The organism is Caulobacter sp. GW821-FHT09B11, from assembly GCF_059418205.1.
On record NZ_JBWKPK010000021.1, the window covers coordinates 59,415 to 85,266 of the forward strand.

The 25,852-nt window shown below is 68.7% G+C and carries 28 protein-coding genes; 11 read left to right on the forward strand and 17 right to left on the reverse strand.

Annotation, left to right across the window (positions count from 1 at the left end):
* Positions 1-100: 100 nt before the first annotated feature.
* Positions 101-247, reverse strand: a complete 147-nt coding sequence (locus AC07N1_RS16295; protein WP_494672749.1) for a hypothetical protein — start codon at positions 245-247, stop codon at positions 101-103.
* A 133-nt stretch (positions 248-380) separates the two neighbouring features.
* Between AC07N1_RS16295 and AC07N1_RS16300 the strand changes: the two genes are divergently transcribed.
* On the forward strand, positions 381-1,517 hold the full coding sequence (locus AC07N1_RS16300) for a glycoside hydrolase family 43 protein (RefSeq protein ID WP_494672750.1): 1,137 nt from the start codon (positions 381-383) through the stop codon (positions 1,515-1,517).
* A gap of 78 nt (positions 1,518-1,595) precedes the next feature.
* Here the strand turns inward: AC07N1_RS16300 and AC07N1_RS16305 are convergent, their stop codons facing one another.
* From AC07N1_RS16305 to AC07N1_RS16320, 4 genes are read right to left on the reverse strand one after another with little or no spacing between them, the layout of a single operon-like run.
* On the reverse strand, positions 1,596-2,093 hold the full coding sequence (locus AC07N1_RS16305; RefSeq protein WP_494672751.1) for a GNAT family N-acetyltransferase: 498 nt from the start codon (positions 2,091-2,093) through the stop codon (positions 1,596-1,598).
* A 24-nt stretch (positions 2,094-2,117) separates the two neighbouring features.
* Positions 2,118-2,294 (reverse strand): hypothetical protein, encoded by a 177-nt coding sequence (locus AC07N1_RS16310; protein ID WP_487287760.1) that lies wholly within the window; start codon positions 2,292-2,294, stop codon positions 2,118-2,120.
* Between the two features lie 39 nt (positions 2,295-2,333).
* Positions 2,334-2,768, reverse strand: a complete 435-nt coding sequence (locus tag AC07N1_RS16315; protein ID WP_494672752.1) for a c-type cytochrome — start codon at positions 2,766-2,768, stop codon at positions 2,334-2,336.
* 2 nt (positions 2,769-2,770) lie between these two features.
* Entirely contained in the window at positions 2,771-4,363 is a 1,593-nt protein-coding gene (locus tag AC07N1_RS16320; RefSeq protein ID WP_494672753.1) for a flavin monoamine oxidase family protein, read from the reverse strand.
* A gap of 230 nt (positions 4,364-4,593) precedes the next feature.
* On the opposite strand from AC07N1_RS16320, the gene AC07N1_RS16325 reads away from it, so the two are divergent.
* On the forward strand, positions 4,594-5,328 hold the full coding sequence (locus AC07N1_RS16325) for a DUF3800 domain-containing protein (protein WP_494672754.1): 735 nt from the start codon (positions 4,594-4,596) through the stop codon (positions 5,326-5,328).
* A gap of 114 nt (positions 5,329-5,442) precedes the next feature.
* On the opposite strand, the gene AC07N1_RS16330 is transcribed toward AC07N1_RS16325, so the two are convergent.
* Positions 5,443-6,069, reverse strand: coding sequence for a glutathione S-transferase family protein (locus tag AC07N1_RS16330; protein ID WP_494672755.1), 627 nt, complete (start codon positions 6,067-6,069; stop codon positions 5,443-5,445).
* A gap of 138 nt (positions 6,070-6,207) precedes the next feature.
* Between AC07N1_RS16330 and AC07N1_RS16335 the strand changes: the two genes are divergently transcribed.
* Genes AC07N1_RS16335 through AC07N1_RS16345 form a run of 3 tightly spaced genes read left to right on the forward strand, consistent with a single transcriptional unit; the run spans position 6,208 to position 9,797 of the window.
* Entirely contained in the window at positions 6,208-8,238 is a 2,031-nt protein-coding gene (locus tag AC07N1_RS16335) for a TonB-dependent receptor plug domain-containing protein (protein WP_494672756.1), read from the forward strand.
* 11 nt (positions 8,239-8,249) lie between these two features.
* Positions 8,250-8,771, forward strand: a complete 522-nt coding sequence (locus AC07N1_RS16340; RefSeq protein WP_494672757.1) for a homogentisate 1,2-dioxygenase — start codon at positions 8,250-8,252, stop codon at positions 8,769-8,771.
* A 15-nt stretch (positions 8,772-8,786) separates the two neighbouring features.
* A complete protein-coding gene (locus AC07N1_RS16345; RefSeq protein WP_494672758.1) occupies positions 8,787-9,797 on the forward strand; it encodes a cytochrome-c peroxidase in 1,011 nt (336 codons plus the stop codon).
* 2 nt (positions 9,798-9,799) lie between these two features.
* On the opposite strand, the gene AC07N1_RS16350 is transcribed toward AC07N1_RS16345, so the two are convergent.
* The 4 genes from AC07N1_RS16350 to AC07N1_RS16365 are packed head-to-tail and all read right to left on the reverse strand — an operon-like array spanning position 9,800 to position 11,259.
* Positions 9,800-10,150, reverse strand: coding sequence for a hypothetical protein (locus AC07N1_RS16350; protein ID WP_494672759.1), 351 nt, complete (start codon positions 10,148-10,150; stop codon positions 9,800-9,802).
* The gene (locus tag AC07N1_RS16355) at positions 10,147-10,725 is read right to left on the reverse strand and encodes a RebB family R body protein (RefSeq protein WP_494672760.1); all 579 of its coding nucleotides are present in this window, start codon (positions 10,723-10,725) and stop codon (positions 10,147-10,149) included. Before AC07N1_RS16355 ends, AC07N1_RS16350 begins: the two co-directional genes overlap by 4 nt.
* Complete coding sequence (locus AC07N1_RS16360; protein WP_494604601.1) at positions 10,718-10,960, reverse strand: RebB family R body protein; 243 nt, start codon at positions 10,958-10,960, stop codon at positions 10,718-10,720. The genes AC07N1_RS16355 and AC07N1_RS16360 overlap by 8 nt, the downstream gene beginning before the upstream one ends.
* An 11-nt stretch (positions 10,961-10,971) precedes the next feature.
* Complete coding sequence (locus AC07N1_RS16365; RefSeq protein WP_494672761.1) at positions 10,972-11,259, reverse strand: RebB family R body protein; 288 nt, start codon at positions 11,257-11,259, stop codon at positions 10,972-10,974.
* Positions 11,260-11,529: 270 nt separating this feature from the next.
* Here AC07N1_RS16365 and AC07N1_RS16370 point away from each other — a divergent pair, with 270 nt between their 5' ends.
* Together AC07N1_RS16370 and AC07N1_RS16375 are read left to right on the forward strand one after the other, a co-directional pair.
* Positions 11,530-11,790, forward strand: coding sequence for a hypothetical protein (locus AC07N1_RS16370; RefSeq protein ID WP_494672762.1), 261 nt, complete (start codon positions 11,530-11,532; stop codon positions 11,788-11,790).
* Positions 11,765-12,235, forward strand: a complete 471-nt coding sequence (locus tag AC07N1_RS16375) for a retroviral-like aspartic protease family protein (protein ID WP_494672763.1) — start codon at positions 11,765-11,767, stop codon at positions 12,233-12,235. Before AC07N1_RS16370 ends, AC07N1_RS16375 begins: the two co-directional genes overlap by 26 nt.
* A gap of 103 nt (positions 12,236-12,338) precedes the next feature.
* Here AC07N1_RS16375 and lepA read toward each other — a convergent pair whose 3' ends face one another.
* Positions 12,339-14,147: a translation elongation factor 4 gene (gene lepA / locus AC07N1_RS16380; protein ID WP_494672764.1), complete on the reverse strand. Its 1,809-nt coding sequence runs from the start codon at positions 14,145-14,147 to the stop codon at positions 12,339-12,341.
* A gap of 102 nt (positions 14,148-14,249) precedes the next feature.
* Here lepA and murC point away from each other — a divergent pair, with 102 nt between their 5' ends.
* The gene (gene murC / locus AC07N1_RS16385; RefSeq protein ID WP_494672765.1) at positions 14,250-15,668 is read left to right on the forward strand and encodes a UDP-N-acetylmuramate--L-alanine ligase; all 1,419 of its coding nucleotides are present in this window, start codon (positions 14,250-14,252) and stop codon (positions 15,666-15,668) included.
* A 150-nt stretch (positions 15,669-15,818) separates the two neighbouring features.
* Complete coding sequence (gene murB, locus AC07N1_RS16390) at positions 15,819-16,742, forward strand: UDP-N-acetylmuramate dehydrogenase (protein WP_494672766.1); 924 nt, start codon at positions 15,819-15,821, stop codon at positions 16,740-16,742.
* A 123-nt stretch (positions 16,743-16,865) separates the two neighbouring features.
* On the opposite strand, the gene AC07N1_RS16395 is transcribed toward murB, so the two are convergent.
* From AC07N1_RS16395 to didA, 3 genes are all read right to left on the reverse strand, one after another.
* Entirely contained in the window at positions 16,866-18,167 is a 1,302-nt protein-coding gene (locus AC07N1_RS16395) for a dicarboxylate/amino acid:cation symporter (RefSeq protein ID WP_494672767.1), read from the reverse strand.
* 222 nt (positions 18,168-18,389) lie between these two features.
* Positions 18,390-19,403: an N-acetyl-D-Glu racemase DgcA gene (dgcA, locus tag AC07N1_RS16400; protein ID WP_494672768.1), complete on the reverse strand. Its 1,014-nt coding sequence runs from the start codon at positions 19,401-19,403 to the stop codon at positions 18,390-18,392.
* 55 nt (positions 19,404-19,458) lie between these two features.
* Positions 19,459-19,683, reverse strand: a complete 225-nt coding sequence (didA, locus tag AC07N1_RS16405) for a DNA damage-induced SOS-independent cell division inhibitor A (protein WP_494672769.1) — start codon at positions 19,681-19,683, stop codon at positions 19,459-19,461.
* Between the two features lie 115 nt (positions 19,684-19,798).
* On the opposite strand from didA, the gene AC07N1_RS16410 reads away from it, so the two are divergent.
* A complete protein-coding gene (locus tag AC07N1_RS16410) occupies positions 19,799-20,110 on the forward strand; it encodes a polyhydroxyalkanoic acid system family protein (RefSeq protein WP_494672770.1) in 312 nt (103 codons plus the stop codon).
* 226 nt (positions 20,111-20,336) lie between these two features.
* On the opposite strand, the gene AC07N1_RS16415 is transcribed toward AC07N1_RS16410, so the two are convergent.
* Both AC07N1_RS16415 and AC07N1_RS16420 read right to left on the reverse strand, forming a co-directional pair.
* Positions 20,337-20,801, reverse strand: coding sequence for a low affinity iron permease family protein (locus AC07N1_RS16415; RefSeq protein WP_494672771.1), 465 nt, complete (start codon positions 20,799-20,801; stop codon positions 20,337-20,339).
* A 61-nt stretch (positions 20,802-20,862) separates the two neighbouring features.
* On the reverse strand, positions 20,863-21,276 hold the full coding sequence (locus AC07N1_RS16420; protein WP_494672772.1) for a DUF983 domain-containing protein: 414 nt from the start codon (positions 21,274-21,276) through the stop codon (positions 20,863-20,865).
* A gap of 61 nt (positions 21,277-21,337) precedes the next feature.
* Between AC07N1_RS16420 and AC07N1_RS16425 the strand changes: the two genes are divergently transcribed.
* Positions 21,338-22,675, forward strand: a complete 1,338-nt coding sequence (locus tag AC07N1_RS16425; RefSeq protein ID WP_494672773.1) for an aminotransferase-like domain-containing protein — start codon at positions 21,338-21,340, stop codon at positions 22,673-22,675.
* A gap of 56 nt (positions 22,676-22,731) precedes the next feature.
* On the opposite strand, the gene AC07N1_RS16430 is transcribed toward AC07N1_RS16425, so the two are convergent.
* Positions 22,732-25,848 carry an efflux RND transporter permease subunit gene (locus AC07N1_RS16430; protein ID WP_494672774.1) on the reverse strand — a complete coding sequence of 1,039 codons (3,117 nt, stop codon included), beginning with the start codon at positions 25,846-25,848 and terminating at the stop codon, positions 22,732-22,734.
* Positions 25,849-25,852 lie beyond the last annotated feature (4 nt).

Consider the following 25,852-nt stretch of genomic DNA (forward strand, 5'->3'; position numbering starts at 1 on the left):
CCATTTACAGGCCCAGGCAGCAGAAAAACCTCATCCTGAGCTTGTCGAAGGACGAGGTTTTCGTCTCAAACGCCGAATGTCGATCCGCCCTAGGCCGGCCTTACGGCCGGGCCGGCTTGTTGATCACCGAGACCGAGACGCCGGGCTTATCGACGCCCGGGCAGGCGCCTGGGACGTTGCAGTTGTAGGTGATGGTCGTGCAGCCCGTCGCGACGAGCAGCAGGGCGAGGCAAAGGGTGAGGCGCAAAGCCGACTCCTACGAAAGGCTGCGTCCTTGCTAGTCCTCGCGGGGCCTGGCCACAATGTGCGAGCGTCGCGGTCCCTCTTGCACTTCCCGGAATAAGTCAGACAAATACCCGTCACCGTGGGAACGTCCACGCGTGACGGGAGGACTTCAGATGGGCTTCAACGCCTGGCGCCGCCGCTCGCTCGGGGCCTGCGCATCGGTTCTGGCGCTGGGCCTGCTGGGCGCCGCGCCCGCCTGGGCCGCGCCCGCGAAACAGGTCGAGATCGTCAAGCGCCTGAAGCCCGGCAAGGCCCCGGCGGTAAAGGACCAGACCGCCTATCTGCTGGCCTATTTCAAGGACGAGACCCATTCCCTGCACTTCGCCGTCTCGTCCGACGGCTACAGCTTCACCGACGTCAACGACGGTGCGCCGGTGCTGGAGGGGCGGGGCGTGGCCGAGCAGAAGGGCCTGCGCGACCCGCACATCGCCCGTGGCCCGGACGGGGCCTTCTATCTGGCGATGACCGACCTGCACATCTTCGCCCAGGAGAAGGGGCTTCGCTCAGACAAATGGGAGCGGCCGGAGAACGGCTATGGCTGGGGCAACAACCGCGGCCTGATCCTGATGAAGTCGTACGACCTGGTCCACTGGACGCATTCGATCGCCCGGGTCGACAAGCTGTTTCCGCAGATGGGCGACATCGGCTGCGGCTGGGCGCCGGAGACGATCTACGATCCGGCCCGCAAGGCGATGATGGTCTATTTCACGACCCGCATCGGCGCCGGCCGCAACTCCCTAGTCTACGCCTACGCTGATGACGCCTTCACCACCCTGACCACCGAGCCCAAGCCGCTGCTGGCCCATCCGGATCCGGCCCAGAGCCTGATCGACGGCGACATCACCAAGGTGGGCGACACCTATCACCTGTTCGCGGTCGGCTACGACAATCCGGCCGGCATCCGCCACGCCACGTCGAAGAGCCTGACCGGCGGCTATGTCTACGAACCCGGCAAGATCGATCCCGAAGCCGTGGCCGCCGAGGCCCCGACCCTGTGGCGGCGGACGGGAACCGAGACCTACGTCCTGATGTACGACGTGTTCGGGGCCAAGCCGAACAACATGGGCTTCTCCGAGACGACCGACTTCATCCACTACAGGAACCTCGGCCGCTTCAACGACCCCGGCTCGCCGATGAAGGCGACCAACTTTCAGAGCCCCAAGCACGGGGCGGTGATCCCGGTCAGCCCGGCCGAGGTGGCGCGGCTGAAGGCGTGGTTCTCGGGGAAGTAGGGAGAGGGCGCTGCCTCCCAATCCTCCCGTCATTCCCGCCACAAGGGCGGGAATGACGGGAGTTTAAGGGGGGAGCTCTTAAGCCCCGAACGCCATGTGATAGGTCACCGCCCCGCGCGGCGACCGGCCCTTGAACACCAGGCGCTGCAGGTAAGGCGAAGTCTCGCCGCCGTAGGTCAGGGCCTCGTCGGTCTCGAAGCCGAAGCGGGCGTAGTAGAGCGGCGAGCCCAGCAGCACGCAGCCGGTCGCGCCCATGGCCTTCAGGCGCTCCAGGCCCTCGCGGATCAGGGCCTGGCCGTGGCCTTCCTTCTGGCGGTCGGGCGCCACCGAGACGGGGCCCAGGCCATACCAGGCGCCGTCCGAGATCTCGATGTCGACCGGCGAGAAGGCGATGTGGCCGACGACCTGGCCGTCGTCGGCCTGCGCCACCAGCGACAGCGACAGGGCGCCGGCCGCGCGCAGGGCGTCGACGATCAGGGCCTCGGTCTGGCTGCTGTAGGGCCGGCCCTCGAAGGCGGCCGTGGTCACGGCGCGGATGGCGGCGATGTCTTCCGGGCGTTCGGGGCGGATAGTCATGGGCCCTGATCTCCCTTTGTGGTCCTAGCGCGTCATCCAGGGCCGGGACTTGCCGGTCGGGGCGACGGCGTCGGCCCGATCGACCTTGCCGCTGGAGGCCTTGGGGCCGTGGCCATGGCGGCCCTGCGCGGCCTTCTTCAGGCGCAGGGCGCGCTGCATCGGGGTTTCGTTCGGCGGCGGGGCGTCGGTCTCGTCGGTCATCGGCCGCCTTTAGCACGCCGCGACGCCCCGCGTCCCCGATTAGTGCCCGCCGGAGAGGTCCGGATGGGGGATCTTCGCCACGTCGGCCGCCGTCACCGGCTTGGCGTAGGCGTTGCCGAAGCGGGTGCGGACATAGGTGACGACCTCGGCGATCTGGGCGTCGTCGAGGGTTCCGGCGAAGCTGGGCATGCCGCCCTGGCCGCGCACGACGATCATGGTCGGGTAGGCGGCCGCGGCCATCTTCGGATTGGCGGCGAGGGCGGGGATGGTCCCCGCGCCGCTCCCCCCTTTTGCATCGGCCATGTGGCAGGCCTGGCAGACGGCTTCATAGACCTGCTGACCGGTGACGGGCTTGGCGACGCGGACCACGCCGCCGCCGGTGTCTCCGCCGGCAGGGGCCTGGGCGACGGCGGGGATCGCGCAGGCGAGGGCGGCGGCCAGGCCGGACGCCGCGATGAGGGTAAGGCGGGTCATGCTCAGGCCTCCAGGGCGCGCTTGTGCAGGCGGGTGATGGCGTCCAGCGACGAGAGCAGGGCGCCCTCCATCCAGCAGCCGACGTAAGAAGCGTGCTCGCCGGCCAGCACGACGCGGCGGTCCATGGCCACCAGGGTCTGGTAGTGCTGCTTGCGGGTCTCCTCGGTCCAACGGGCGCAGCAGCCCAGCGTCCAGGGCACGCGGCTCCAGGCCACCGAGGCGCCGCTGGCGAACTCCTTGCGGTAGCTGCCGGGGTGCAGGACGGAGCCCTGCTGCAGGGCGACCTCGATCCGCTGCTCCGGCGTCATGCCGGCCAGGCGATAGGCCCCCATCTCGCGGGCGAAGGCCCCCAGCAGCACGGCCGGCCCGTTCCCGAAGAGATTGTTGTTGGGATAGGAGATCAGGGCGATCTCCTGGTCTGTGAAGCTGTGGCCGCCGTAGATGGAGTCGTCCTCCTCCCAGAACCGCCGCTTCATCTCCAGGCCGATCTTCACCTGGCCGGAGTAGGGCACGGCCTTGATGGCCGCGGCCAGGTCGTCGCTGATCTCGCTTTCGATCTGGCCCAGGATCGACAGCGGGATCGTGCAAACGCACCAGTCTGCCTTGGTCGTCTCGACCTTGCCCGTGGCGGTGTCGGCGAAGGTGACGGCCACGCCCTTGTCGTCCTGGGCGATCTTGCTGACCTTGGCGTTGTAGGTGATCAGCCCCTCGACCTGCTTGGCGAAGCCCTTGCCGATCATGTCCATGCCGCCCACCGGCTGGAACATGGTGGTCTGCATCTCGTGGCCCATGAAGAAGGCCATCGAGGTCCAGACCTGCGGGTCGAGCACGTCGTGCAGGGCGTAGAGATCCGACGGGATCGGCGCGCCGTCTATGCCGCCGCCGGGCGGGCGGTCGTAGCCTCGGTGCGAGGCGCTGCGCAGGTTCTTGGCGTAGCGGTAGTCCTTGTCGAGCATGCCCCAGCCCTTCAGGGCCTCCAGCAGCTTCTCGCGATCCTCGAGCGTGACGGTCTCGTCCAGGGCCTTGGTGTTGATCGACTTGGCCAGCAGTTCGGCGACATTGCCCTCGAAGTCGGCCGCCGCGGCCTTGAAGCGCACCGGCTTGCCGCCGAACGCCGTCGAGGAGTGGATCCAGGTGTTGTGGTTGAACTGGATGAACGGCTCCAGCGCCACGCCGAACTGCCTGCAGTAGTGCAGCAGGGTGCGGTGATGGTGGGGGATCCGCCACGGGCCGGGGTTGAGGTAGTTGCCGGGCGAAAAGCCGATCTTCTGGGTTGCGCCGCCCAACTCCGTATAGGTGTCGCCGCCGCGCAGGCTCCAGTTCCGGCCGCCGGGGCGGTTCTGGTATTCGAGGACCCGCACCTTGTAGCCGGCCTGGGTCAGCTCATAGGCCGCAAGCATGCCGGCCAGACCCGCGCCCAGCACCACCACCGACGCCCCCGGCCGGGCGCCGGCGAGGTTCGGAGGTCCGTGGAACTGGGTCTCGGCCGCGTGGCCGAGGCTGGTCATCGCCTGGTAAAGCGCCGCCGTTCCGCCCACTTGGGCGATGGCGGTCAGCAGTTGTCGTCTGGTCGGTAAGCGGACGCCCTCTGGCATATGTACGGCCCTATCCCCTTCGCCGCCGCCCGCGACCGGGCGGCCTGACGGGACCGAGCTAAGCAGGCGCGTCGCCGCGTCGGCTCTCCACTTTGTTCACCAGGCGAGCGGAAGCCTTCGCGGACCACCGTTCCGCAGCGTTCGGACGATCGGGCTGCGCAGGAAACGGGCAGGGGTAGAAGCGGCGGCTCGCCTTGGTTAAGTTCATTCCCGTTGGGCGGGAGTTGATCTTGAGCTTCGCGGACTACATCGTGTTCGCCGACGAGAGTGGGTCACCGGTCCTGGACAATCCGGACCCAACCTTTCCGCTGTTCGTCCTGAATGCCGTCTTAGTCGGCAAGAAGGCCTATGCGGAAACGATCGTACCTTGCCTGCAGCGGCTTAAGTTCGACTTCGTCGGCCACGATCAGCTGATCTTGCATGAACGCGATATCCGGCGTCAGCAGAACGCCTTCGCCTTTCTGCAGACGAGCGTGGAAAAGCGAGAGACTTTTATCGAGCGCATCAACGAGATCGTGGCGACGAGTGATTTCGAGATCGTCGCGGCGGTGATCGACAAGGTCCGGCTGGTTGACCGCTATGCTGAGCCTTGGAGCCCCTACGAGCTCGCGCTGCACTTTTGCCTGGAGAAGTTGCTGGAGCGCCTTCTCGCACTGGGCCAAGCCGGGCTGCTCGTACACGTCGTCTTCGAAGGCCGTGGGCGGAAGGAGGATGCAGCTTTGGAGCTGCACTTCCGGCGTATTGTCGCCAACGAAGTGCGCTGGGGTTATCGCCGACCCGATTTCAGGCAAATCCGCTGGGAGCCGCTCTTCGTCGACAAGAAGAGCAACTCGTCGGGCCTGCAGCTTGCGGACATGATGGCCAGGCCGATCGGATTGAAGGTCTTGCGTCCGATGCAGGAGAACCGCGCGTTCGAGGTCCTTCGACCGAAACTTGCGTTCGGAGGCCTGAAGACTTTTCCCTGAAAGCAGAAGGGCCCCCGAGAAATCCCAGGAGCCCGACGCCGACCGAGAAACCCCAGTCCATTTGCGTGAAAAGATAGTCTTTCGAGGCGATCGCCGCAACGTTTCTCGGGCTTCTCAAGGCACCTCGTCCAGCGCCCAGGGCTGGAAGGCGGGGCGGCCGCGCAGGCGGATGTAGTAGGCGGCGACGGCCGGAAGCATGTCGCGGTCGATGGGCGAGGCGGCCCAGCGGTGGACGGAGACGCCCAGGACGATGTCGGCCAGGGTGAAGGTCTCGCCGGCCGCGAAGGCGCCGGTGCGCTCCAGCTGGCGTTCCAGCACGGTCATGGCGGCGTTCCAGGCGCGGATGCTGGCGGCGATCTGCTCAGGGTCGTCGAAGCCGGGCATGCGCCGCACCAGGCCGGCGAAGGCGTAGCGCCAGGCGGTGTTGAGCTCGGTGGCCTGCCAGTCCATCCACTGCTCGACCCCGGCCCGGGCGCGCGGCTCCGCCGGCAGCAGGGCCTGGCCGATGTCGTGGCGCGAGGCCAGGTAGCGGCAGATGGTGTTCGACTCCCACAGCGGCCCGTGCTCGTCGAGGATCACCGGCACCAGGGCGTTGGGATTGAGCGCCAGGAAGGCGGGGTCATGCGTCGAGGCGTAGCCCGTTCCCCAGTCCTCGCGGTCGTAGGGCAGGGCGAGCTCGTCGCAGGTCCACAGCACCTTGCGCACGTTCAGCGACGAGGTGCGGCCCAATATCTTAAGCATGGGGGATCTCGAGCATGCGGGCCTCCGTCGGCGCTGCGATGGGTAGCATTTCGACCGAAGGGGCGTCTGGAAGAAAATCTGCAAGGTCAAGACGAGTTCGAATCGATATGTACCATCACTACATAACGAGGGGTCTCAATGCTGTTTCGAACCGCGCTTCTCGCCGGCACGCTGCTGGCCGGCGTCGCCCATGCCCAAGGATCGGATGTCTACGCCCTGGGCGAGGTGCAGGTGACAGCACGCAACGCGGCCGGCGAGACGATCGGCGGAGCGACGGTTTCGGGCGAAGACTTGCGCAAGTTCGACAAGGCCAGCGTCGATCAGGCGCTGGACCTGATCCCCGGCGCGGCGGCGGGAAACAGCGGCGGCTCGCGCAACGAGCGCCTCGTTTTCATCCGCGGCTTCGACCGCTTCCAGACGACCCTGTCGATCGACGGCGTGCGGGTGTTCCTGCCGGCCGACAACCGCATCGACTTCGCGCGTTTCCTGACCGCCGACCTTTCCGAGGTTCAGGTCTCCAAGGGCTATGTCTCGGTTCTCGACGGGCCGGGCGGCCTGGGCGGGGCGATCAACCTAGTGACCCGCAAGCCCTCGGCGCCCTTCGAGGGCGAGGTGCGGGTGGGCGTGGGCCTCGACGGCGACGGCTCGCTGAACGGAAACACGGTGTCGGGCCGCATCGGCGGGCGCGGCGACCGGTTCTACGCCCAGGTCAGCGGCGCGCGCAGCGAGCGTACCCACTGGAAGCTGCCGGACGACTACACGGCCACCACGCTGGAGAACGGCGGCAACCGCGATCACTCGGAAAGCGAGGACTGGCGGGTCAATCTGAAGGCCGGCTTCACGCCCAACGCCACCGACGAATACTCGATCACCTACACCCGCCAGGAGGGCGAGAAGAACGCGCCCTATCACGTCACCGACACGGCCAGCACGCGTTACTGGAGCTGGCCCTACTGGAACCTCGACAGCCTCGCCCTGCTGACCCGGACCAGGATCGCCGACAACGCCTGGCTGAAGACGCGCTTCTACCGCAACAGCTTCGAGAACGCCCTCTACTCGTGGGACAACGCCCGCCAGAACAGCCAGACCCTGGGGCGCGCCTTCCGTTCGTACTATGACGACCTGGCCTATGGCGGGAACCTGGAGCTGGACGTCGACGTCACCGCGTCCAACACCCTCAAGGCCGCTGCCTTCTATCGCCGCGACAAGCATGTGGAGTGGCAGCAGAGCTTCAGCCCTGCCTCGACCGAGCCCCGCCAGACGGTGATCGAAGACACCACCTCGCTGGCTCTGGAGGACACCCAGCGGTTCGGCGACAAGGTCGACCTGGTGGTTGGCGTCTCGCGCGATCGCCGCGACCTGAAACAGGCCCAGGACTACAATTCGGGCGCCTTCGTCTTCTACCCGCTGACCGACGACGTGGCCTGGAACGGCCAGGCGGCCCTGGTCTGGCGGCCGATCGCCGACGTTCAGCTGCACGGCAGCGTCTCGTCGCGCGCCCGCTTCCCGACCCTGTTCGAGCGCTACAGCTCGCGGTTCGGCATGGTGGCGCCCAACCCGGACATCAAGGCTGAGCGGGCGGTGAACTACGAACTGGGCGCGGCCGTCGACTTCACGCCGCTGCTGAAGATCGAGGGGGCGGTGTTCTACAGCGACGTGCGCGACGCTCTGATCCTGATTCCGGTGGCCCTGGGCGCGCCCTTCGGCACGGTCAACCAGACCAGGAACGCCGGCGACGGCGAGTATTACGGCCTGGAAGGCGGGGCGACCTTCAAGGCGGGCGACAAGCTCACCTTCGGCGGCAACTACACCTACCTGCACCGCGAGCTGACCGACCCGACCAACGCCGCCTTCCGTCCTACGGGCGTGCCGACCCACAAGCTGTTTCTCTACGCCGACTGGAGCGTCAGCGACCGCTTGACCGTGACGCCCAGCGTCGAGGCGGCGTCCAAGCGCTGGACGGTGACGTCGAGCTCGCTGGTCAGCCCGGCCCGCTACTACCGCACCGGCGACTACATCCTGGCCAACCTGACGGCCCAGGTGAGCGTGACGCCGAAGATCGACGTGGTGGTCGGGGCCCGCAACCTGCTGGACCAGAAGTACCAGCTGGTCGACGGCTTCCCCGAGGAAGGCCGCAATTTCCGTGCCGACCTGCGCGTCCGGTTCTAGGGAGCAGAGCCATGCGATTTGTCGTTCTCCTGGCGGCCGGCCTGGCCCTCGTCGGTCCCGCCGCCTTCGCCCAGACGCCTGCCGAGCCGGTCTGCGCCGCCCGCGACGCCGACCTGCCGGCGGATCTGGCCGCCTGGTCGGCCAAAGTTCCGCTGACGGCGGCGACCTCGGCCGCCGATCTGCCCAAGGCGCTGCTGGTCCCCGGCCAGGCCTATGCCGCGACCCTGTCGCCGACGCCGGAGGTGGCCTATGTCGTCCAGCCGGAAAAGCCGGGCGGCACGGTCAGCAAGGGCGGCCTCTTCTCGCTGAAGATCGAGACGGCGGGATCCTACGTCGTCGCTCTGGGCGCCGGCGCCTGGATCGACGTGTTGAAGGACGGCGCGGCCCAGCGCTCGACCGCCCACGGCCGCGGCCCGGCCTGCTCGACCGTGCGCAAGATGGTGACCTTCGACCTGACGCCCGGCGACTACGTGGTGCAGATCTCGGCCAACGCCGAGGCGACCTTGCCGATCCTCGTCGCGCGCAAGCCCTGACCGGAAGGAGAGGGCGTGCCGCTGGATCTCTACGGCAAGGCCCTGGCCCTCGCGGCCGGCCTGCTGCTGACCGCCGCCTTTGCCCCGCCCGTCCTGTCGGCCTTCGACTGGAAGTTGCCGGCGGGCGTCACCCCGCCGCCGGTCCCGGCCGACAATCCCATGTCGGACGCCAAGGTCGCCCTTGGCCGGAAGCTGTTCTACGACGCCGACCTGTCGATCGACGGCACCATGTCGTGCGCCACCTGCCATGAGCAGCGGCGCGGCTTCACCGACGGCAATGCGACCCACCCGGGCGTTCACGGCGATCCGGGTCGGCGCAACATCCAGACCCTGGCCAATGTCGGCTGGTTCCGCGCCCTGACCTGGGGCGACGCCGGCGTGAAGCGCCTGGAGGACCAGGCGCTGATCCCGATCGCCGGGACCAAGCCGGTCGAGATGGGCTTCGCGGGCCAGGAAGCGGTGCTGACTGCCCGCCTCTCCGGGCAGGTCTGCTATCGCCGGATGTTCGCCGACGCGTTCCCGGACGAGGGCGGGGCGGTGAGCATGGCGACGATCGGCAAGGCCCTGGCCGCCTTCGAACGCACGCTCGTCTCGTTCGACAGCCCCTATGACCGCCGCAAGCGTGGCGAGGCGGTGGCGGTCTCGCCCGAAACCCTGCGCGGCGAGCGGCTGTTCAAGAGCCGCTGCGCCGGCTGCCACGCCGGCCCGCTGTTCACCGACGCCGACAGGCCCCGCTTCCACCGCATCGACGCCCCGCTCAGCGGCGACCAGGGCCTGGCCGACGTCACCGGCAGGGCGGCCGACAAGGGCCGCTTCCGCACGCCGTCGCTTCGCAACGTGGCGCTGAGCGATCCCTACCTGCACGACGGCTCGGCCCGCACCCTGGAGCAGGCGATCCGCCGACACCGCGCGGCGATGGGGCTGGGCGACGACGAGATCGAAGGCCTCGTCGCCTTCCTGCACACCCTGACCGACGAGCGGTTCGTCACCGACCCGAGGCTGTCGCTGCCCAAGGCCGGGTGCTGATCCTAGACCTTCGGGAAGGTCTCCACCGCATTGGCGGCGACGGCCGAGATCTTGCCGAAGGCGTCGGCGGCAGAGGCCTTCATCTGCTGGGTGGCGGTCAGGACGGTCGCGTAGCGCGCGTCGCCGGTGGCCAGCAACTGCGACAGGGCCACGCCCGCGGCGGTGTCGGCCAGCAGGCTGACATTGCGCAGGCTGTCCACGGCGTCCTGCAAGGCCAGGGCGGCCGACTGGGCCACCATCTCATAGGCCTTGCCGGCGCCCGTCAGGCCGCCGGTGTCGACATCCATCAGGCGTCGGCCGGCGTCGTTGAGCGAGGCGACCACGTCTTCCGGGAAGGGCGTTTCGGCGTTCATGCGCTTGTCCCCTCGGGCTGAGGTTCGGGCTTGGGCGTGACGAGCACGCCGCCGGCGTGTTCGAGGATCCTGGCGCAGGCGGCGGCGATGGCGGCCTGGCCCACCACCCGGTCGGCCTGCTGGCGGGCCACGGCGTTGTGCATCGCCAGGCCCAGGCTCTGCGCGCCGGCCACCTTCAGCAGGGCGGCGGCGAGGACCGGCGCGGCCTCCGGCGTCCGGGCCGCCTCGGCGACGGCGTCGAGGATCTGGCTGTTGACCGTCGAGGTCGCCGCCGATTGAGGATGGGGCGACGGCCGGGCCTGCTTCAGCAGCGGTTCGGCCGCGACCTCCGCGGCGCCTTCCGAAGCGGGCGCTTCGAGGGCGGGCGGCTGCGAGAGGCTGCCGGTGATGGCCCCCTCGGCGGCGGCCATGGCCGCTTCCGCGGCTGCGGCGGCCTGCTCCATCTCCGCCTGGGTGGTTGCGAGGGCGGCTGCGATGGCCGGGTCGATGACGGGGTCGCTCGGCGGAGCGGCCGACTCGACGTCCGAGGCGGGCGGCGTCCGGGCGGGCGCCTTGCTGGACGGAGGCCTAGACATCGAGGCGCCTCTGGCCGGCATAGATCAGGGCCACGCCCTGGGCGATCACGGCCTGGCTGAGGATGGCCAGGTGCTGCTGGCCGAGGGTGGCGTTGTGCGCCGCCAGGCTGAGGGCGTGGGCGGTGGACTGGGCGAACTGTCCGAACGACAGGGCCGTGGCCGAGCCGAGGTTCTGCACCGAGGTCTGGGTGATCGCGTCGGTGATCTGGCTGTTGATGGCGGTCGGGTAAGCCATGGTCGCGCTCCTCAGCCGCCGGTCTTGGCGTCGGCGGCGAAGATCCGCTGCGTCGCGATACCGGTCGAGGCGGTGTCGAGCGAGTAGAGCGTGGCCACGCCCTGGGTGGTGGCCGCCTGTGCGGTCACATAGCTCTGCTGCTGGGCGTTGGTGGCGTTGTGGGCCGCATTGGCCAGGGCCTGGGCGGTGGCCTGGAAGAGGTTGCCCATGGCGATGGCCGGGGCGTCGCCCAGCACGTTGACGTTGGCCTGGGTGACGGCGTCGGTGATCTGGCTGTTGACGGCGGTAGGGAAGGCCATGGTCGTTCCTCCGGCTCTTTGTCTGACGAGCGCGCGACCGTTCTCCCGATCGAGCGCGGCCGAACCCTAGGCTTCGCCGAAGCTCGCGAAATAGTAATTTTAGCACATTGTGCGCGTGGTGGTTGCCGTCGGGCGCTGGCGCATCCTTCGGCTTCGATGGCAGTGTTAACCCCTGCGTGGACGATTCAGCCCACAAGTTTTCCACAGCCCTTGAAGTGATTGGTGGAGACTCGCAGCCTGTGCTTCAACGGCGAAGTGGGGAGTCGTCAGATGGCTGATCTCAGCGAAGACATTGCCGCCTTCGACCGTATGAAGGCTCAACTCGAAACCGAGCATCTTCACGAGTGGGTGGTGTTTCGCGACGGCGAGTTCATCGACGCCTTCGAGGACTTCGAGGCGGCTGCGACGATGGCCGTAGATTGCTTTGACAGCGGTCCCTATCTCATTCGGCAGGTCGGCGCAGGTCCGGTGCAACTGCCTGGCGGCATGATCTTCCGACCGGCGCATGCGCTCGATACCGGCGGGCTTTAAGTCGGGGCGCGCCGGAGAAAGTCCGGCGGACCTGCTCGTTCGGATTGGCCCGACGATCAGGGTCGATATCGGCCTGAAATCCCGCTCCGTCGCCGGGACGACGCCGGACTTGCCGGAGAAAGAGGTCAAGGCGTTGATCGACACCGGCGCAGGCGGCGACTGCATAGACGACGAACTCGCCAGGCGACTGAAGCTCCCCATCACCGACGAGGGCGAGATCAGCGGTGTAGGCGGAAGGCATCGCGCCTTCATCTACACGGCCAGGATCTACATTCCGCGGCTGGACCGGTTGCTGTTTCAGCCCTTCACCGGCGTCCGGCTGCACGAGGGCGAGCAGTGGCATCGCGTGATCCTCGGACGCTCTTTCTTGCGAGGATATCGCCTGATCTACGACGGGGGCAGCGGCGCGGTCGATATCGTCGAACAAGACAGCCCGAGCGGTTAAGCCTGGCTCCACGTCTCAAAACGAAAACCGCGGCTCATCCTTGCGAATGGCCGCGGCGTCCGGAAACATTGCACGGGGCTGGGAGGGCTAGGCCCTCCGCCGATCAATCCTCGTCCATCTTCAGGGCGGCGATGAAGGCTTCCTGCGGGATCTCGACCTTGCCGAACTGGCGCATCCGCTTCTTGCCTTCCTTCTGCTTGTCCAGAAGTTTGCGCTTACGCGAGGCGTCGCCGCCGTAGCACTTGGCGGTCACGTCCTTGCGCAGGGCGCGGACGGTCTCGCGGGCGATGATCCGGCCGCCGATGGCCGCCTGGATCGGGATGACGAACATGTGCTGCGGGATGAGGTCCTTCATCTTCTCGCACATGCCGCGGCCGCGGCTTTCGGCGCGGCTGCGGTGGACCAGCATCGACAGGGCGTCGACCGGCTCGCTGTTGACCAGGATCGACATCTTCACCAGGTCGCCGGCGCGGTAGTCCTCCAGCGCGTAGTCGAAGCTGGCGTAGCCCTTCGAGATCGACTTGAGGCGATCGTAGAAGTCGAACACCACTTCGTTCAGCGGCAGGTCGTAGACGACCATGGCGCGGTTGCCGACGTAGCTGAGCTCGCGCTGCATGCCGCGACGGTCCTGGCAGAGCTTGATCACGCCGCCCAGGAACTCGTCCGGGGTGAAGATCGTGGCCTTGATCCAGGGCTCGGCGATCTCTTCGATCTGCATGACGTCCGGCAGGTCGGCCGGGTTGTGCAGCTCGATCTCTTCGCCGTTGCGCATCTTGATCTTGTAGACCACCGACGGGGCGGTCGCGATCAGGTCGAGGTCGAACTCGCGCGACAGGCGCTCCTGGATGATCTCCAGGTGCAGCAGGCCGAGGAACCCGCAGCGGAAGCCGAAGCCGAGGGCCGCGCTGCTTTCCATCTCGTAGGTGAAGCTGGCGTCGTTGAGACGCAGCTTGCCGACGGCGGCGCGCAGATCCTCGAAGTCGGCGGCGTCGACCGGGAACAGGCCGCAGAACACCACCGGCACGACTTCCTTGAAGCCCTTCAGGGCTTCGGCCGTCTGCTTCTTCTCGTCGGTGATGGTGTCGCCGACGGCGGCGTCGGCCACTTCCTTGATCGAGGCGGTGAAGAAGCCGACCTCGCCCGGGCCCAGTTCCGCGACGTCGGTGGCCTTGGGCGTGAACACCCCGACCTTGTCGATGCGGTGGGTGGCGCCGGTCTGCATCATGCGGACCTGCTGGCCGGCCTTCAGCGTGCCGTCGAAGATCCGCACCAGCACGACCACGCCCAGATAGGCGTCGTACCAGGCGTCGACCAGCAGGGCCTTCAGCGGGGCGCTGCGGTCGCCCTTGGGGGCGGGCAGGCGCTTGACGATGGCTTCCAGCACGTCGGGGATGCCGACGCCGGTCTTGGCCGAGCATTCGACGGCGTCCGAGGCGTCCAGGCCGATGACGTCCTCGATCTGGGCCTTGACCCGTTCGACGTCGGCGGCCGGCAGGTCGACCTTGTTGAGGACCGGAACGATCTCGTGGTTGTTGTCGATGGCCTGGTAGACGTTGGCCAGGGTCTGGGCTTCCACGCCCTGCGAGGCGTCGACGACCAGGATCGAACCTTCGCAGGCGGCCAGCGAGCGGCTGACTTCATAGGCGAAGTCGACGTGCCCGGGCGTGTCCATCAGGTTGAGGACATAGGTCTCGCCGTCATTGGCCTTGTAGTTCAGGCGCACGGTCTGCGCCTTGATGGTGATGCCGCGCTCCTTCTCGATGTCCATGTTGTCGAGAACCTGGGCGCTCATCTCCCGCGCGGTCAGGCCGCCCGTGGTCTGGATCAGGCGATCGGACAGGGTCGACTTGCCGTGGTCGATGTGGGCCACGATCGAGAAATTGCGGATTTTATCCAGGGGCGTAGAGCTCATGCGCGTGCGTCTATCACATTTGATCCGCTTCGCGAGGGGCCGTGACGGATTTGCGTCATCGACCCCGTTCACGGCGGGCGTCAAATCGTCTAATCCGACCCGATGATCCAGCGTCGACGACCCGTCCCCTTCGAACTCGGCCCCGTGCACTTCATCGGCATCGGCGGCATCGGCATGTCCGGCATCGCCGAGATCATGATCCGCATCGGCTACACCGTGCAGGGCAGCGATGCGAAAGCCAGCGCCAATACCGAGCGGCTCGAGAAGCTCGGCGCGCGCATCTTCGTCGGCCATGACGCGGCCAATGTCGAAGGCGCCTCGGCCATCGTCTATTCGACGGCGGTGAAGGCCGATAACCCCGAGATGGTCGCCGGCCGCGACAAGCGCCTTCCCCTCGTCAGGCGCGCCGAGATGCTGGCCGAGCTGATGCGTCTTCAGTTCTCGGTCGCCGTGGGCGGCACCCACGGCAAGACGACCACCACCTCGATGGTGGCGGCCCTGCTCGACGCCGGCGGCCTGGACCCGACCGTGGTCAACGGCGGCATCATCAACGCCTACGGCACCAACGCCAAGGTCGGCGAGGGCGACTGGATCGTCGTCGAGGCCGACGAGAGCGACGGCTCGTTCCTGAAGCTGAAGTCGACCGTGGCCATCGTCACCAACATCGACGCCGAGCACCTGGACCACTGGGGCGACTTCGACGCGGTCAAGCGCGGCTTCCAGGACTTCATCGAGAACATCCCGTTCTACGGCTTCGCCGCTGTCTGCACCGACCATCCGGAAGTGCAGGCCCTGACCTCGCGGATCGAGAACCGTCGCCTGGTGACCTACGGGACCAACCCGCAGGCCGAGGTCCGCGTCTCCAACGTCGAGATGGGCCCCGAGGGCGCCAGCTTCGACATCGTCATCTCGCCGCTGGAAGGCGATCAGGTCCGCTATGAGGGCCTGAAGATGCCGATGGCCGGCCACCACAACGTGCTCAACGCCACCGCCGCCGTGGCCGTGGCCCGCGAGCTGGGCGTCGACGCCGACAGCATCCGCGCCGGCCTGGCGGCCTTCGGCGGGGTCAAGCGCCGTTTCACCACCACGGGCGTCGCCAACGGGATCCGCGTGGTCGACGACTACGGCCACCACCCGGTCGAGATCGCCGCCGTGCTGAAAGCCGCCCGCGCGGTCAGCCAGGGCAAGGTGATCGCCGTGGTCCAGCCGCACCGCTACACCCGCCTGCGCGACCTGATGACCGAGTTCAGCAGCTGCTTCAACGACGCCGACACCGTGGTCGTCGCCGACGTCTACACCGCCGGCGAGCAGCCGATCGAGGGCGTCGACCGCGACCACTTGGTCGAGGGGCTCAAGAAGTTCGGCCACCGCCGCGCCCTGCCGCTGGAAAGCCCGGCGGCCCTGCCGGCCCTGATCGCGGCCGAGGCGACCAGCGGCGACCTCGTCGTGCTGCTGGGGGCCGGGGACATCACGTCCTGGGCCTACGCCCTGCCGGGCCAGCTGGAAGCGCTGGCGAAATAGTTTTCGCTCGATCCCTTCCTTCTCCCCTTGCGGGAGAAGGTGGCCGCGTAGCGGTCGGATGAGGGGTCGCGCGGCGAGGCCGAGAAACCCCTCATCCGTCGTCCTCCGGACGACACCTTCTCCCGCAAGGGGAGAAGGGGAGACGAAGCGATGACCTGGAAGACCAATCTCCCCGCCGTCCGCGGCAAGCTGCTGATCGACGAGGTCCTGGCCCCGTTCACTTGGTTCCGCGTCGGCGGACCGGCCGACGTGGTGTTCCTGCCGGCCGACGAGCAGGACCTGGCCGACTTCCTGAAGGCTCTGGATCCGGCCGTGCCGGTCATGGCCATCGGCGTCGGCTCCAACCTGCTGGTCCGCGACGGCGGGGTCGAGGGCGTGATCATCCGCCTGGGCAAGGGCTTCAACGGCGTCGAGGCCCTGGGCGACAACCGCATCAAGGCCGGCTCGGCGGTTCCCGACGCCATCCTGGCCCGCAAGGCGGCTGAGGCCGGCATCGCCGGGCTGGAGTTCTACGCCGGCATCCCCGGCACGATCGGCGGCGCGGTGATCATGAACGCCGGCTGCTACGGCTCCGAGACGGTCAACGTGGTCAAGTCGGTCCGCGTCATGGACCGCGCCGGCCAGGTGCGCGAACTGGCGGTGGAAGAGCTGCACTACACCTATCGCCACAGCGCCCTGCAGGACGGCGAGACCGTCATCGTGCTCGACGCGATCTATGAAGGGACCGCCGACGAGCCGGCCGCGATCAAGGCCCGCATGTCCGAGATCACCTCGCGCCGCGAGACCACCCAGCCGATCCGCGAAAAGACCGGCGGCTCGACCTTCAAGAACCCGCCGGGCCACTCGTCGTGGAAGCTGGTCGACGAGGCCGGCTGGCGGGGGAAGCTGTTCTCCGTAAGTGGGAAGGAGGGCGGCGCGATGTTCTCGCCCTTGCACAGCAACTTCCTGATCAACACCGGCGAGGCCACCGCGGCCGACTTGGAAGGCCTGGGCGACACCGTCCGCGCCGACGTGCTGGCCAAGACCGGCGTCCAGCTGGACTGGGAAATCAAGCGGATCGGGCGTCCGGCCTGACGGCCCCCTCAGTCGCTCCGCGACAGCTCCCCCAGAGGGGGAGCATCTTGAACCGCGGCGCTGAGTAGATCCTCCCCCTCTGGGGGAGGTGGCCCGGAGGGCCGGAGGGGGCTTTCGCCGACCTCACACATCCTTCTTCGACAGATACTCCTCCACGTCGATCTCCTTCTCCCACCGGGCCACGGCCGTGGCGATCGACAGGTCGCAGGTGACGTTCGGCACGGTGCGGATCATGTCGAGGATGCGGTCGAAAGGCAGGATGAAGCCGACGATGATCGCCGTCTGGGTCGGGCCGATGCCGATCGTGGCCAGCACCGCAGCCAGCACGAACAGCGAGCCCGACGGCACCGGCGCCACGCCCATGGCGACGATGGTGGTGGTCACCGCCACCAGGACGTAGTCGGCCAGGGTCAGGGGCACGCCGAAGGCCTGGGCGGCGAACAGGGTCAGCATGGCCACGTACATGGCCGTGCCGTCCATGCCGATGGTCGCCCCCAGCGGCAGGACGGTCGACGAGATCGACGGCTTGATGCCCAGATTGTCCTCGGCTACCCGGATCGCCACCGGCAGGGTCGCCGAGCTGGACGAGGTGGAGAAGCCGACCAGGATCGCGTCCATGCACCCGCGATAGAATGGAACCAGCGGCAGCCAGGCCCCCAGCCGCACCACGGCCGCGTGGGTGACGAAGGTCTGGATCGCCGCGCCGATGATCACGCAGACCCCCAGCTTGGCCACGTGCAGGAAGGTCTCGGGTCCGTTGGTGCCCATGACCACGGCGATCAGGGCGAAGACCCCGAACGGCGCGGCCTCCATCACGAAGCCGACGATGCGCAGCATCACCTCGCTGGCGCTGGCCAGCAGCTTGGCGACGGGCTCGCCGCTCTCGCCGGCCACGATCACCCCGGCCCCGACCAGCACGGCGAAGAAGATGATCGCCAGGGTCTCGCCTTCCGCCAGGGCCTTGATCGGGTTGAGCGGCACGATGCCGATGAACAGCTCGGCCGGCGACTTGGGCGTGGCCACCGCCTGGGGGGCGGCGTTGTGCAGGTCGGCGCCGACGCCGGGACCCAGCAGGCTGGCGATGATCAGGCCGATGGTCACCGCGATCAGGGTGGTCAGCACGTACATGGCGATGGTCTTGACGCCGATGCCGCCCAGCCGCTTGGCGTCGCCCAGCTGGGCCACGCCCGAGGCGATGATCACGAACACCAGCGGCGCCACCATCATGCGGATCAGCCGCACGAAGATCTCGCCGATCCATTTGAGGCTGGTGGCGCCTTCGCCCCAGAAATAGCCGACCACGGCCCCGACCACGAGGGCGGCCAGGATCCGTTTCCACAGCGAGATCCCGAACCAGACCTGCAGCGGGTCCCTGCGGCCAGGGGGCGAGGGCGGAGGCGGCGCGGCGGCGAGGGCGTCGGTCATGCCGCAGAGAGCACGGTGTTATGCGAGGTGGGTCAAGGGGGCCTCTTTTTTAACTCCCGTCATTCCCGCCCTTGTGGCGGGAAACCCTCTGTCAGCCGCAAAGACAGCAGGGGCGGCGTGCTGAGCACGCCGCTGACTCTGCCCGTGCAAGCGGAACCAGGGTTTCCCGCCACAAGGGCGGGAATGACGGGAAGAAAAATGGGAAAGGGGGAGCTTATCGCCTCACAGCCACAACCCCTCGGCGTCGATCGCATCCCCCCAGAATCCCGCCGTCGGCGGCACGATCCGCCCGGCCTCGACGCGCAGGCCGCCCGGGTGGTCTTCCTTCAGCCACCACGGCCCGTCGAGGTCGGCGAAGGCGCATTCGGCGGCCAGGTGCAGGGCCGGGGCGACAGCCAGGGACGAGGCGACCATGCAGCCGGTCATCAGGGTGAAGCCAAGGGCCTTGGCCGCGCGCAGCATCGACAGCGCCTCGGTCAGGCCGCCGGACTTGTCGAGCTTGAGGTTCACGGCCTGGTAGCGGGCGCGCAGGGCCGGCAGGTCGGCGGCGGTGTGCACCGACTCGTCGGCGCAGATCGGGAAGGGCGGAGCGTAGCCTTCCAGCGCGGCGTCCTCGCCGGCCGGCAGGGGTTGCTCGACCAGGGCGATGTTGAGGCGCGACAGCTGGTCTTCCAGGCCGCGCAGGATGTCGAAGGTCCAGCCCTCGTTGGGATCGACGATCAGGGCGGCGTCGGGAGCGGCGTCGGCCACCGCGGCCAGGCGCGCGGCGGGGTCTTCGGCCGACAGCTTGATCTTGATCAGCGGGGCGTCGGCGACCTTGCGGGCGGCGGCGGCCATGGCGTCCGGCGTATCCAGGCTGACGGTGACGGCGGTGATCAGCGAAGGCGGAACGGCAAGGCCCGTGCCGGCGGCGACCGACACGCCCGAGATCTTGGCCCGCAGGTCCCAGATCGCGCAGTCCAGGGCGTTGCGCGCGGCGCCGGCCGGCAGCAGGGCCAGGGCCTCGGAAAGGTCCGCGCCCATGGCGATCAGGCGGGCGGCGGGGGCCAACTGCGCCTCGACGCCCGCGACCGTCTCGCCATAGCGGGCGTAGGGCACGCTCTCGCCTCGGCCGATATGGCCGCCTTCGGCGATCTCGACCACCACGACCTCGGCGGCGGTCTTGACCCCGCGCGAGATGCGGAACGGGGCGGCGAGCGGGTGGCTGACGGGGCGGACGGCGACGAGACGGCTCATGCCGTTGGCTTGGCGCCGTTCGAGGCGTTTGGCGAGAGGCTCTGGGGCGGAAGGCTCAGGGTTGGGCGCGGCGGCGGATCGGCGAGTCGGCGCGGCGTTGGGCCATCACCTGCAGCGCCAGGCGCGGACGGATCACGAACAGGCCGGCCCAGACCAGCAGCACGCCGGCATAGGTGATCGACCCCCAAACCCCGGTCGGACGACCCGGGCGGGCCACGCGCGTGCGGCGGGCGGTGCGGACGGGGGCGTCGAAGTACTGGGTCATGGCGATGTCGGTCATGGCTTCCTCCGTGGACGCCGCCGAACCTGCGCCTTCGATGCGTCAGAACCGGACGTATAGCCGAACCGCCCGGTCGTCCCTATGTCTGGGGCGAAATACGACTTTTGGAGTTCCCATGTCGAAGCCGGTCACCATCAACATCCCCCACGAACTCGGCGTGGCCGAGGCCAGGCGGCGGATCGAGAGCGGCTTCGAGCAGCTGGGCGCCCAGATCCCCGGCGGCCTGGCCAACGTCACCAAGGCCTGGCGCGACGACGTCATGGACTTCTCGGCCGTGATCATGGGCCAGACCATCACCGGCAAGCTCAACGTCGCGGCCAATGTGGTGCTGGTCGAGATCGTGCTGCCGGGCTTCCTGGGGATGATCGCCAGCAAGATCACGGGGCAGGTCAAGAAGCAGGGCACGCTGCTGCTGGAGAAGAAGTAGGGGCGTTTCACACCCCTCTCTCTTTGAGAGAGGGAGGGGCCCGCGCCGAAGGCGTGGGAGGGTGAGAGGTTACACTCTCTCCGAATTGAGCGCGGTCGTGCGGCCTCTGTTCGGCCCGCAAGGGTCGGGTTTCGTGTCGGGGTTTCCCGGCCGACGGTGAAACCCCTCACCCTCCCACCGCTTCGCGGCGGGCCCCTCCCTCTCCCTATGGAAGAGGGACGATACGCTATCCCTTCGCGGCCGTTCGCTTGCGGGGCGCGGCCTTGGCCGCGGGTTTCTTCGCGGGCGTCGTCTTGCCCTTCTTCTCGCGCAGGGCCGTGACCTTCTCCAGCCGGTCGTGCGCCCGCTCGGCCGCCGCCTTGCACTGGGCGTGGTAGGCGTCGAGCTCCTTCTCCGACAGCTTCTCGATGCCGACGAAGTCGTTGTCGGCGGTCGAGGTCAGGATCAGCTCGTCGAGCTTGGCCTGCACCGCCTCGCTGTCGCGGTTCTGGGTGTTCTGGATCAGAAACACCATCAGGAAGGTGATGATCGTGGTGCCGGTGTTGATCACCAGCTGCCAGGTCTCGGAGAACTTGAACACCGGCCCGGAGACCGCCCACAGGATCACCAGGCCCAGGCAGGCCAGGAAAGTGACCGGGCGGCCGGTCACCTGGGCTGTGGCGTTGGCGAACTTGGCGAAGAATTTGTCCACGGCGGGCTCCTGGCGCTTTCCAGTCAAACGCCGCCGTGGCCGGCTTCGTTCAGAGCCTGCTTCAGAGCCGTCTGGGATCGTGGTCGTGGCGGCCCACGCTCTCGAACTTGCCTTCCTCGGCCTTGTTGACGAACTGGGCGGCCACCAGCCAGGCCTTCACCGGCCGCAGGGTGGCCAGGCAGCCGATGATCAGGGCCGGGAAGGTGGTGACGAAGTGCGCCCAGACCGGCGGGTGGTAGGCGACCTCGACCCAGGCGAAGACGAAGGTGACCAGGATGCCGACGCCGCTCATCACGAAGAAGGCCGGGCCGTCGGCCGGCTCGGCGAAGCCGTAGTCCAGGCCGCAGCGGTCGCACGACGGGGCCAGGGCCAGGAAACCCTTGAACAGCTTGCCCTCGCCGCAGCGCGGGCAGCGCTGGCGCAGGCCGCTGATCACCGGCGGCGGCGGATCGAAAAACTCGTCAGCGGGCGTCATGACCCCTACCTACAATCCGAAAATTGATCCATACATTGTGCGGTAAATGTATGGATCAATGATGGGCGACGCAAGGGATCTTCCGGTGGGCGCGGCCTGGCTGCGGCGCGTGGCCGCGGGCGAGGGGCCGATCTATCGGCGGCTGTTCGAGGCCCTGCGCGGCGCGATCGCCGATGGCGAGCTGTCGGCCGGCGAACAGCTGCCGCCGCAGCGGACGGTGGCGGGCCTGCTGGGCGTCGACTTCACCACCGTCACCCGCGCCTACGCCCTGGCCCGCGAGCAGGGGCTGGTGGAGGGCACGGCCGGGCGCGGCACCTTCGTGCGCCGGCGGGCGGGCGAGGAGGAGGCCGGGCGGGTCGATCTGTCGATGAACCTGCCGCCGCAGCCGGAGGGCCTGTCGCTGGCGGCCCTGCTGCGCGAGACGACGGCGGCGGTGCTGGCCCGCACCGATCCTTCGACCCTGATGGCCTATCATGCCGGTCCTGGCTCGCTGGCGCAGCGGGCGGCGGGGGCGGCCTGGCTGGCGCCGGGCCTGGGCGCCGTGGATCCCGAACGGGTCGTGGTCTGCGCCGGGGCCCAGGCGGCGCTGTCGGCGATCCTGGCGGTGGAGACCGCGCCCGGCGACGCCGTGGTGGTCGAGGCCCTGACCTATCCCGGCCTGCTGGCGGCCCTGGCCGCGCGGGGCCTGCGCGCCGTCGCCTGTCCGATGGACGGGGAGGGGATCGTTCCCGAAGTCCTGGCCGAGCGCCTGGCCGAGAGCGGCGCGCGGCTCGTGGTCGTCACCCCGACCTGGCAGAACCCGACCACGGCGACGATGAGCCCCGCGCGGCGGGCGGCGATCGTCGAGGTCTGCGCCCGGGCCGGCGTCCGCATCGTCGAGGACGACGCCTACGGCCGGCTGCCCGATCCCGCGCCGGCGGCCCTGGCCGGCCTGGCGCCCGAGCGGACCTGGCACGTGGCGACCCTGGCCAAGGCCCTGACGCCGGGCCTGCGCATCGCCTATGTCGCCGCGCCCGACGCGGCCGCCGCCGAGCGCCTGGCCGCCGCCGGCCACGCCCTGTGCCAGATGCCCGCGCCGCTGATGGCGGCCGTGGCCACGGCCTGGATCCGCGAGGGGACGGCTCAGGCGATCCTGGCCGGGGTGCGGGCCGAGGCGCTGGCCCGCCGCGCCCTGGCCGCCGAGATCCTGCCGCGGGCGATCGGCCCGGCCGGCTGCCTGCACGTCTGGCTGGATCGGACGGAGGCGCGCGCGCCCGAGGGGCTGTCGCTGGCGCCCGCCGCCCTGTTCGCCGCGCCGGGGATCGCCGCCCCAGAAATCGCCATGGAGGGCGCGCGGCTGTCGCTGGGCGCGCCGGGCAAGCGGGCGGTGCTGGCCTCGGCCCTGCGGCGGCTGGCCTGAAGCCACGAAAAAGGGGCGGACCCGGAAGTCCGCCCCTTCGATCGTCTTTGGCCGGCTCAGCCGACCAGCGGTCCCTGCGGCCCGTGACCGGCGGGCGCCGCTTCGCCGGTCGGGGCCGGCGCGTGGTGCGAGTGGTGGAAGAACCGCCCCATCTGCTTGTTCGACCAGTTCTTCACCTGGTCCATGAACACGAACACCACCGGGATGTAGAGCAGCGACAGGAAGGTCGAGGTGATCAGGCCGCCGATGACGGTGATCGCCATCGGGGCCCGGAACTCGACGTCGGCGCCGAAGCCTACGGCGACCGGCACCATGCCCGCACCCATGGCCACGGTGGTCATCAGGATCGGGCGGGCCCGCTTGTGGGCCGCGTCGATCAGGGCCTCGCGCCGGGTCATGCCGCCCTTCATCGCCATGATCGCGTACTCGACCAGCAGGATCGAGTTCTTGGCGGCGATGCCCATCAGCATCAGGATGCCGATCAGGCTCGACATCGAGAAGCTGCTGTTGACCAGCTTCAAGAGGGCGAAGGCGCCGCCGATGGCCAGCGGCAGGGCGGCCATGATGGTCACCGGGTGGGCGAAGCTGCGGAACAGCAGCACCAGCACGACGTACATCAGCAGCAGGCCGGTCACGAGGGCCATGACGAAGCCGGAGATCATCTCGGCGATGAACTCGGCGTCGCCGGCGGCCACTTCCTTGACGCCGTTGGGCAGCGACTTGACCGAGGGCAGGGCGTGCACCCGCTTGGAGGCGTCGCCGACCACGATGCCGTCGAGTTCGGCGGTGATCTCGGCGACGCGCGAGCGGTCCTGGCGGTTGATCTGCGAGGGACCGGCGCCGAAGCGGATGTCGGCCACCGCGTTCAGCGGCACCGAGGCTCCGCTGGACGACGGCACCTTGAGGGTCTCCAGGACCGACAGGTCCTCGAGCGCATTTTCCGTCAGGCGCAGGCGGATCGGCACCTGGCGGTCGCCCAGATTGTACTTGGGCAGCGACTGGTCGACGTCGCCGATGGTCGCCACCCGCACGGCCTGCGAGATCGCGCCGGCCGAGACGCCCATGCGGGCGGCCTGGTCGGGACGCGGGGTGACGATGATCTCCGGACGGGCGATCGAGGCGGTGTTGACCACGTTGGCCAGGCCCGGGACGGTGCGCATCTCGGCCTCGACCTTGCGGGCCGCGGCTTCCAGTTCGGGGCCGTCGTCGCCCACCAGGCGCAGGGTGTAGCTGCCGCCGTCGCCGGGGCCGCCGCCGCTGTTGCTGCCGGCGCCGATGCGGGCGCCGGGGATCGCCTTGAACTGGTCGACCATCTGGCGCGTGAACAGCTGCTGGTTCATCCGCTCGCCCTTGGGCACCAGGTCGGCGGTGACGCGCGCCTTGTTGACCCCGTCGTTGCCGACCGAGGCGTAGACGCTCTTCACTTCCGGACGGGCCTTCAGCTCGCGCGAGACGCGCTGGGCGACGGCGTCGGTCTCGTCGAGGGTGGAGCCGGGCGGCAGCTCGATCGAGAACGGCGCGCGGCCGCGGTCGGCCGCCGGCTGGAACTCGAACGGCAGCAGCGGGATCAGGGCCAGCGACGCGGCGAAGCTGAAGAAGCCGATGACCAGCACCTTCCACTTGTTGCGCAGCGACCAGTTCAGGGCGCGCAGGTAGCCCGGCATCCAGAACGGATCGGTGTCGGGCTTGTGGTGCGGCTTGAGCATGTAGGCGCCCATCAGCGGCGTCAGCATGCGGGCGACCAGCAGCGAGAACAGCACCGAGACGCAGGCGGCCAGGGCGAAGGCCTTGAAGAACTGGCCGATGATCCCGGGCATGAAGCCGGTCGGGGCGAACACCGCCACGATGGTGAAGGTGGTGGCGACGACGGCCAGGCCGATCTCGTCGGCGGCCTCCATCGCCGCGTTGTAGGGCGACTTGCCGCCGCGCATGTGGCGGACGATGTTCTCGATCTCGACGATGGCGTCGTCGACCAGGATGCCCACGGTCAGCGACAGGGCCAGCAGGGTGACGCCGTTCAGCGACTGGCCCAGCGGGGCCATGATCGCGAAGGTCGGCAGCAGCGAAAGCGGGATGGCCACCGCCGCCAGGAAAGTGGCGCGCCAGTCGCGCAGGAACAGCAGCACCACCAGCACGGCCAGCACGGCGCCGAGGATCAGGGCCTCCATCGAGGCCCAGTAGCTTTCCTCGATGTACTTCACGTTCGAGGTCAGCTCGGTGATCGTCAGCTCGGGATGCTCCTTGTCGAGCTTCTCGATGGCCTTGCGGACCTTCTCGGCGACCTTGACCTCGCTGGCGCCGCGCGAGCGGACCATGTTGAAGGTCACGACTTCCTGGTTGTCGGCGCGGGCGCGGTTGCGCGGTTCGGCCCAGCGGTCGGTGACCTCGCCCAGGTCACCCAGGCGCACGGTGCCGCCCGACGACAGCGGGATGCGGGTCTCGCGAAGCTGGTCCACCGAACCGGCCGCGCCCAGGGTGCGGATGGCGCGCTCGGAGCCCGAGACGGTCACCCGGCCGCCGGGCAGGTCGGCGTTGGTGCTGGCCAGGGCCTGGCTGACGGCGGCGGCGGTGACGCCGCGCGCGGACAGGCGGTCGGGATCCAGGGCGACCTGGATCTCGCGGCTGACACCCCCGAGACGATTGACCTCGCCGATGCCCTTGATGGCCAGCAGGGTGCGGGCGACGTCGTTGTCGACGAACCAGCTGCGCTGCTCGGGCGTCATGTTCGGGCCCTTGACCACGTAGGTGATCAGCGGGTCGCCGGAGATGTCGATGCGGGTGACGTTGGGGATCTGCATGTCCTGCGGCAGGGCGGACTGCAGGTTGGACATGGCGTTGCGCACGTCGTTGGTGACGCGCTCGTGGTCGACCCCCAGCTCGAACTCGATCATGGTCGACGAGTAGCCGTCGCCCACGGTCGAGGTGATGTGGCGCACCTGGCCCAGGCCCGCGACCGAGTCCTCGATCAGGCGGGTGACCTGGGTCTCCAGCTCGCTGGGCGCGGCGCCCGGGCGCGAGGCCGAGATCACCACCAGCGGCAGGTCGACGTCGGGGTTGTTGTTGATCCGCATGCTGGCGAAGCCGGAGATCCCGGTGATCGTCAGCATCACGAAGAGCATCAGGACGGGGATCGGGTTCTTGATCGCCCAGCGCGAGATGTTGTTGGTGTTCATCGCC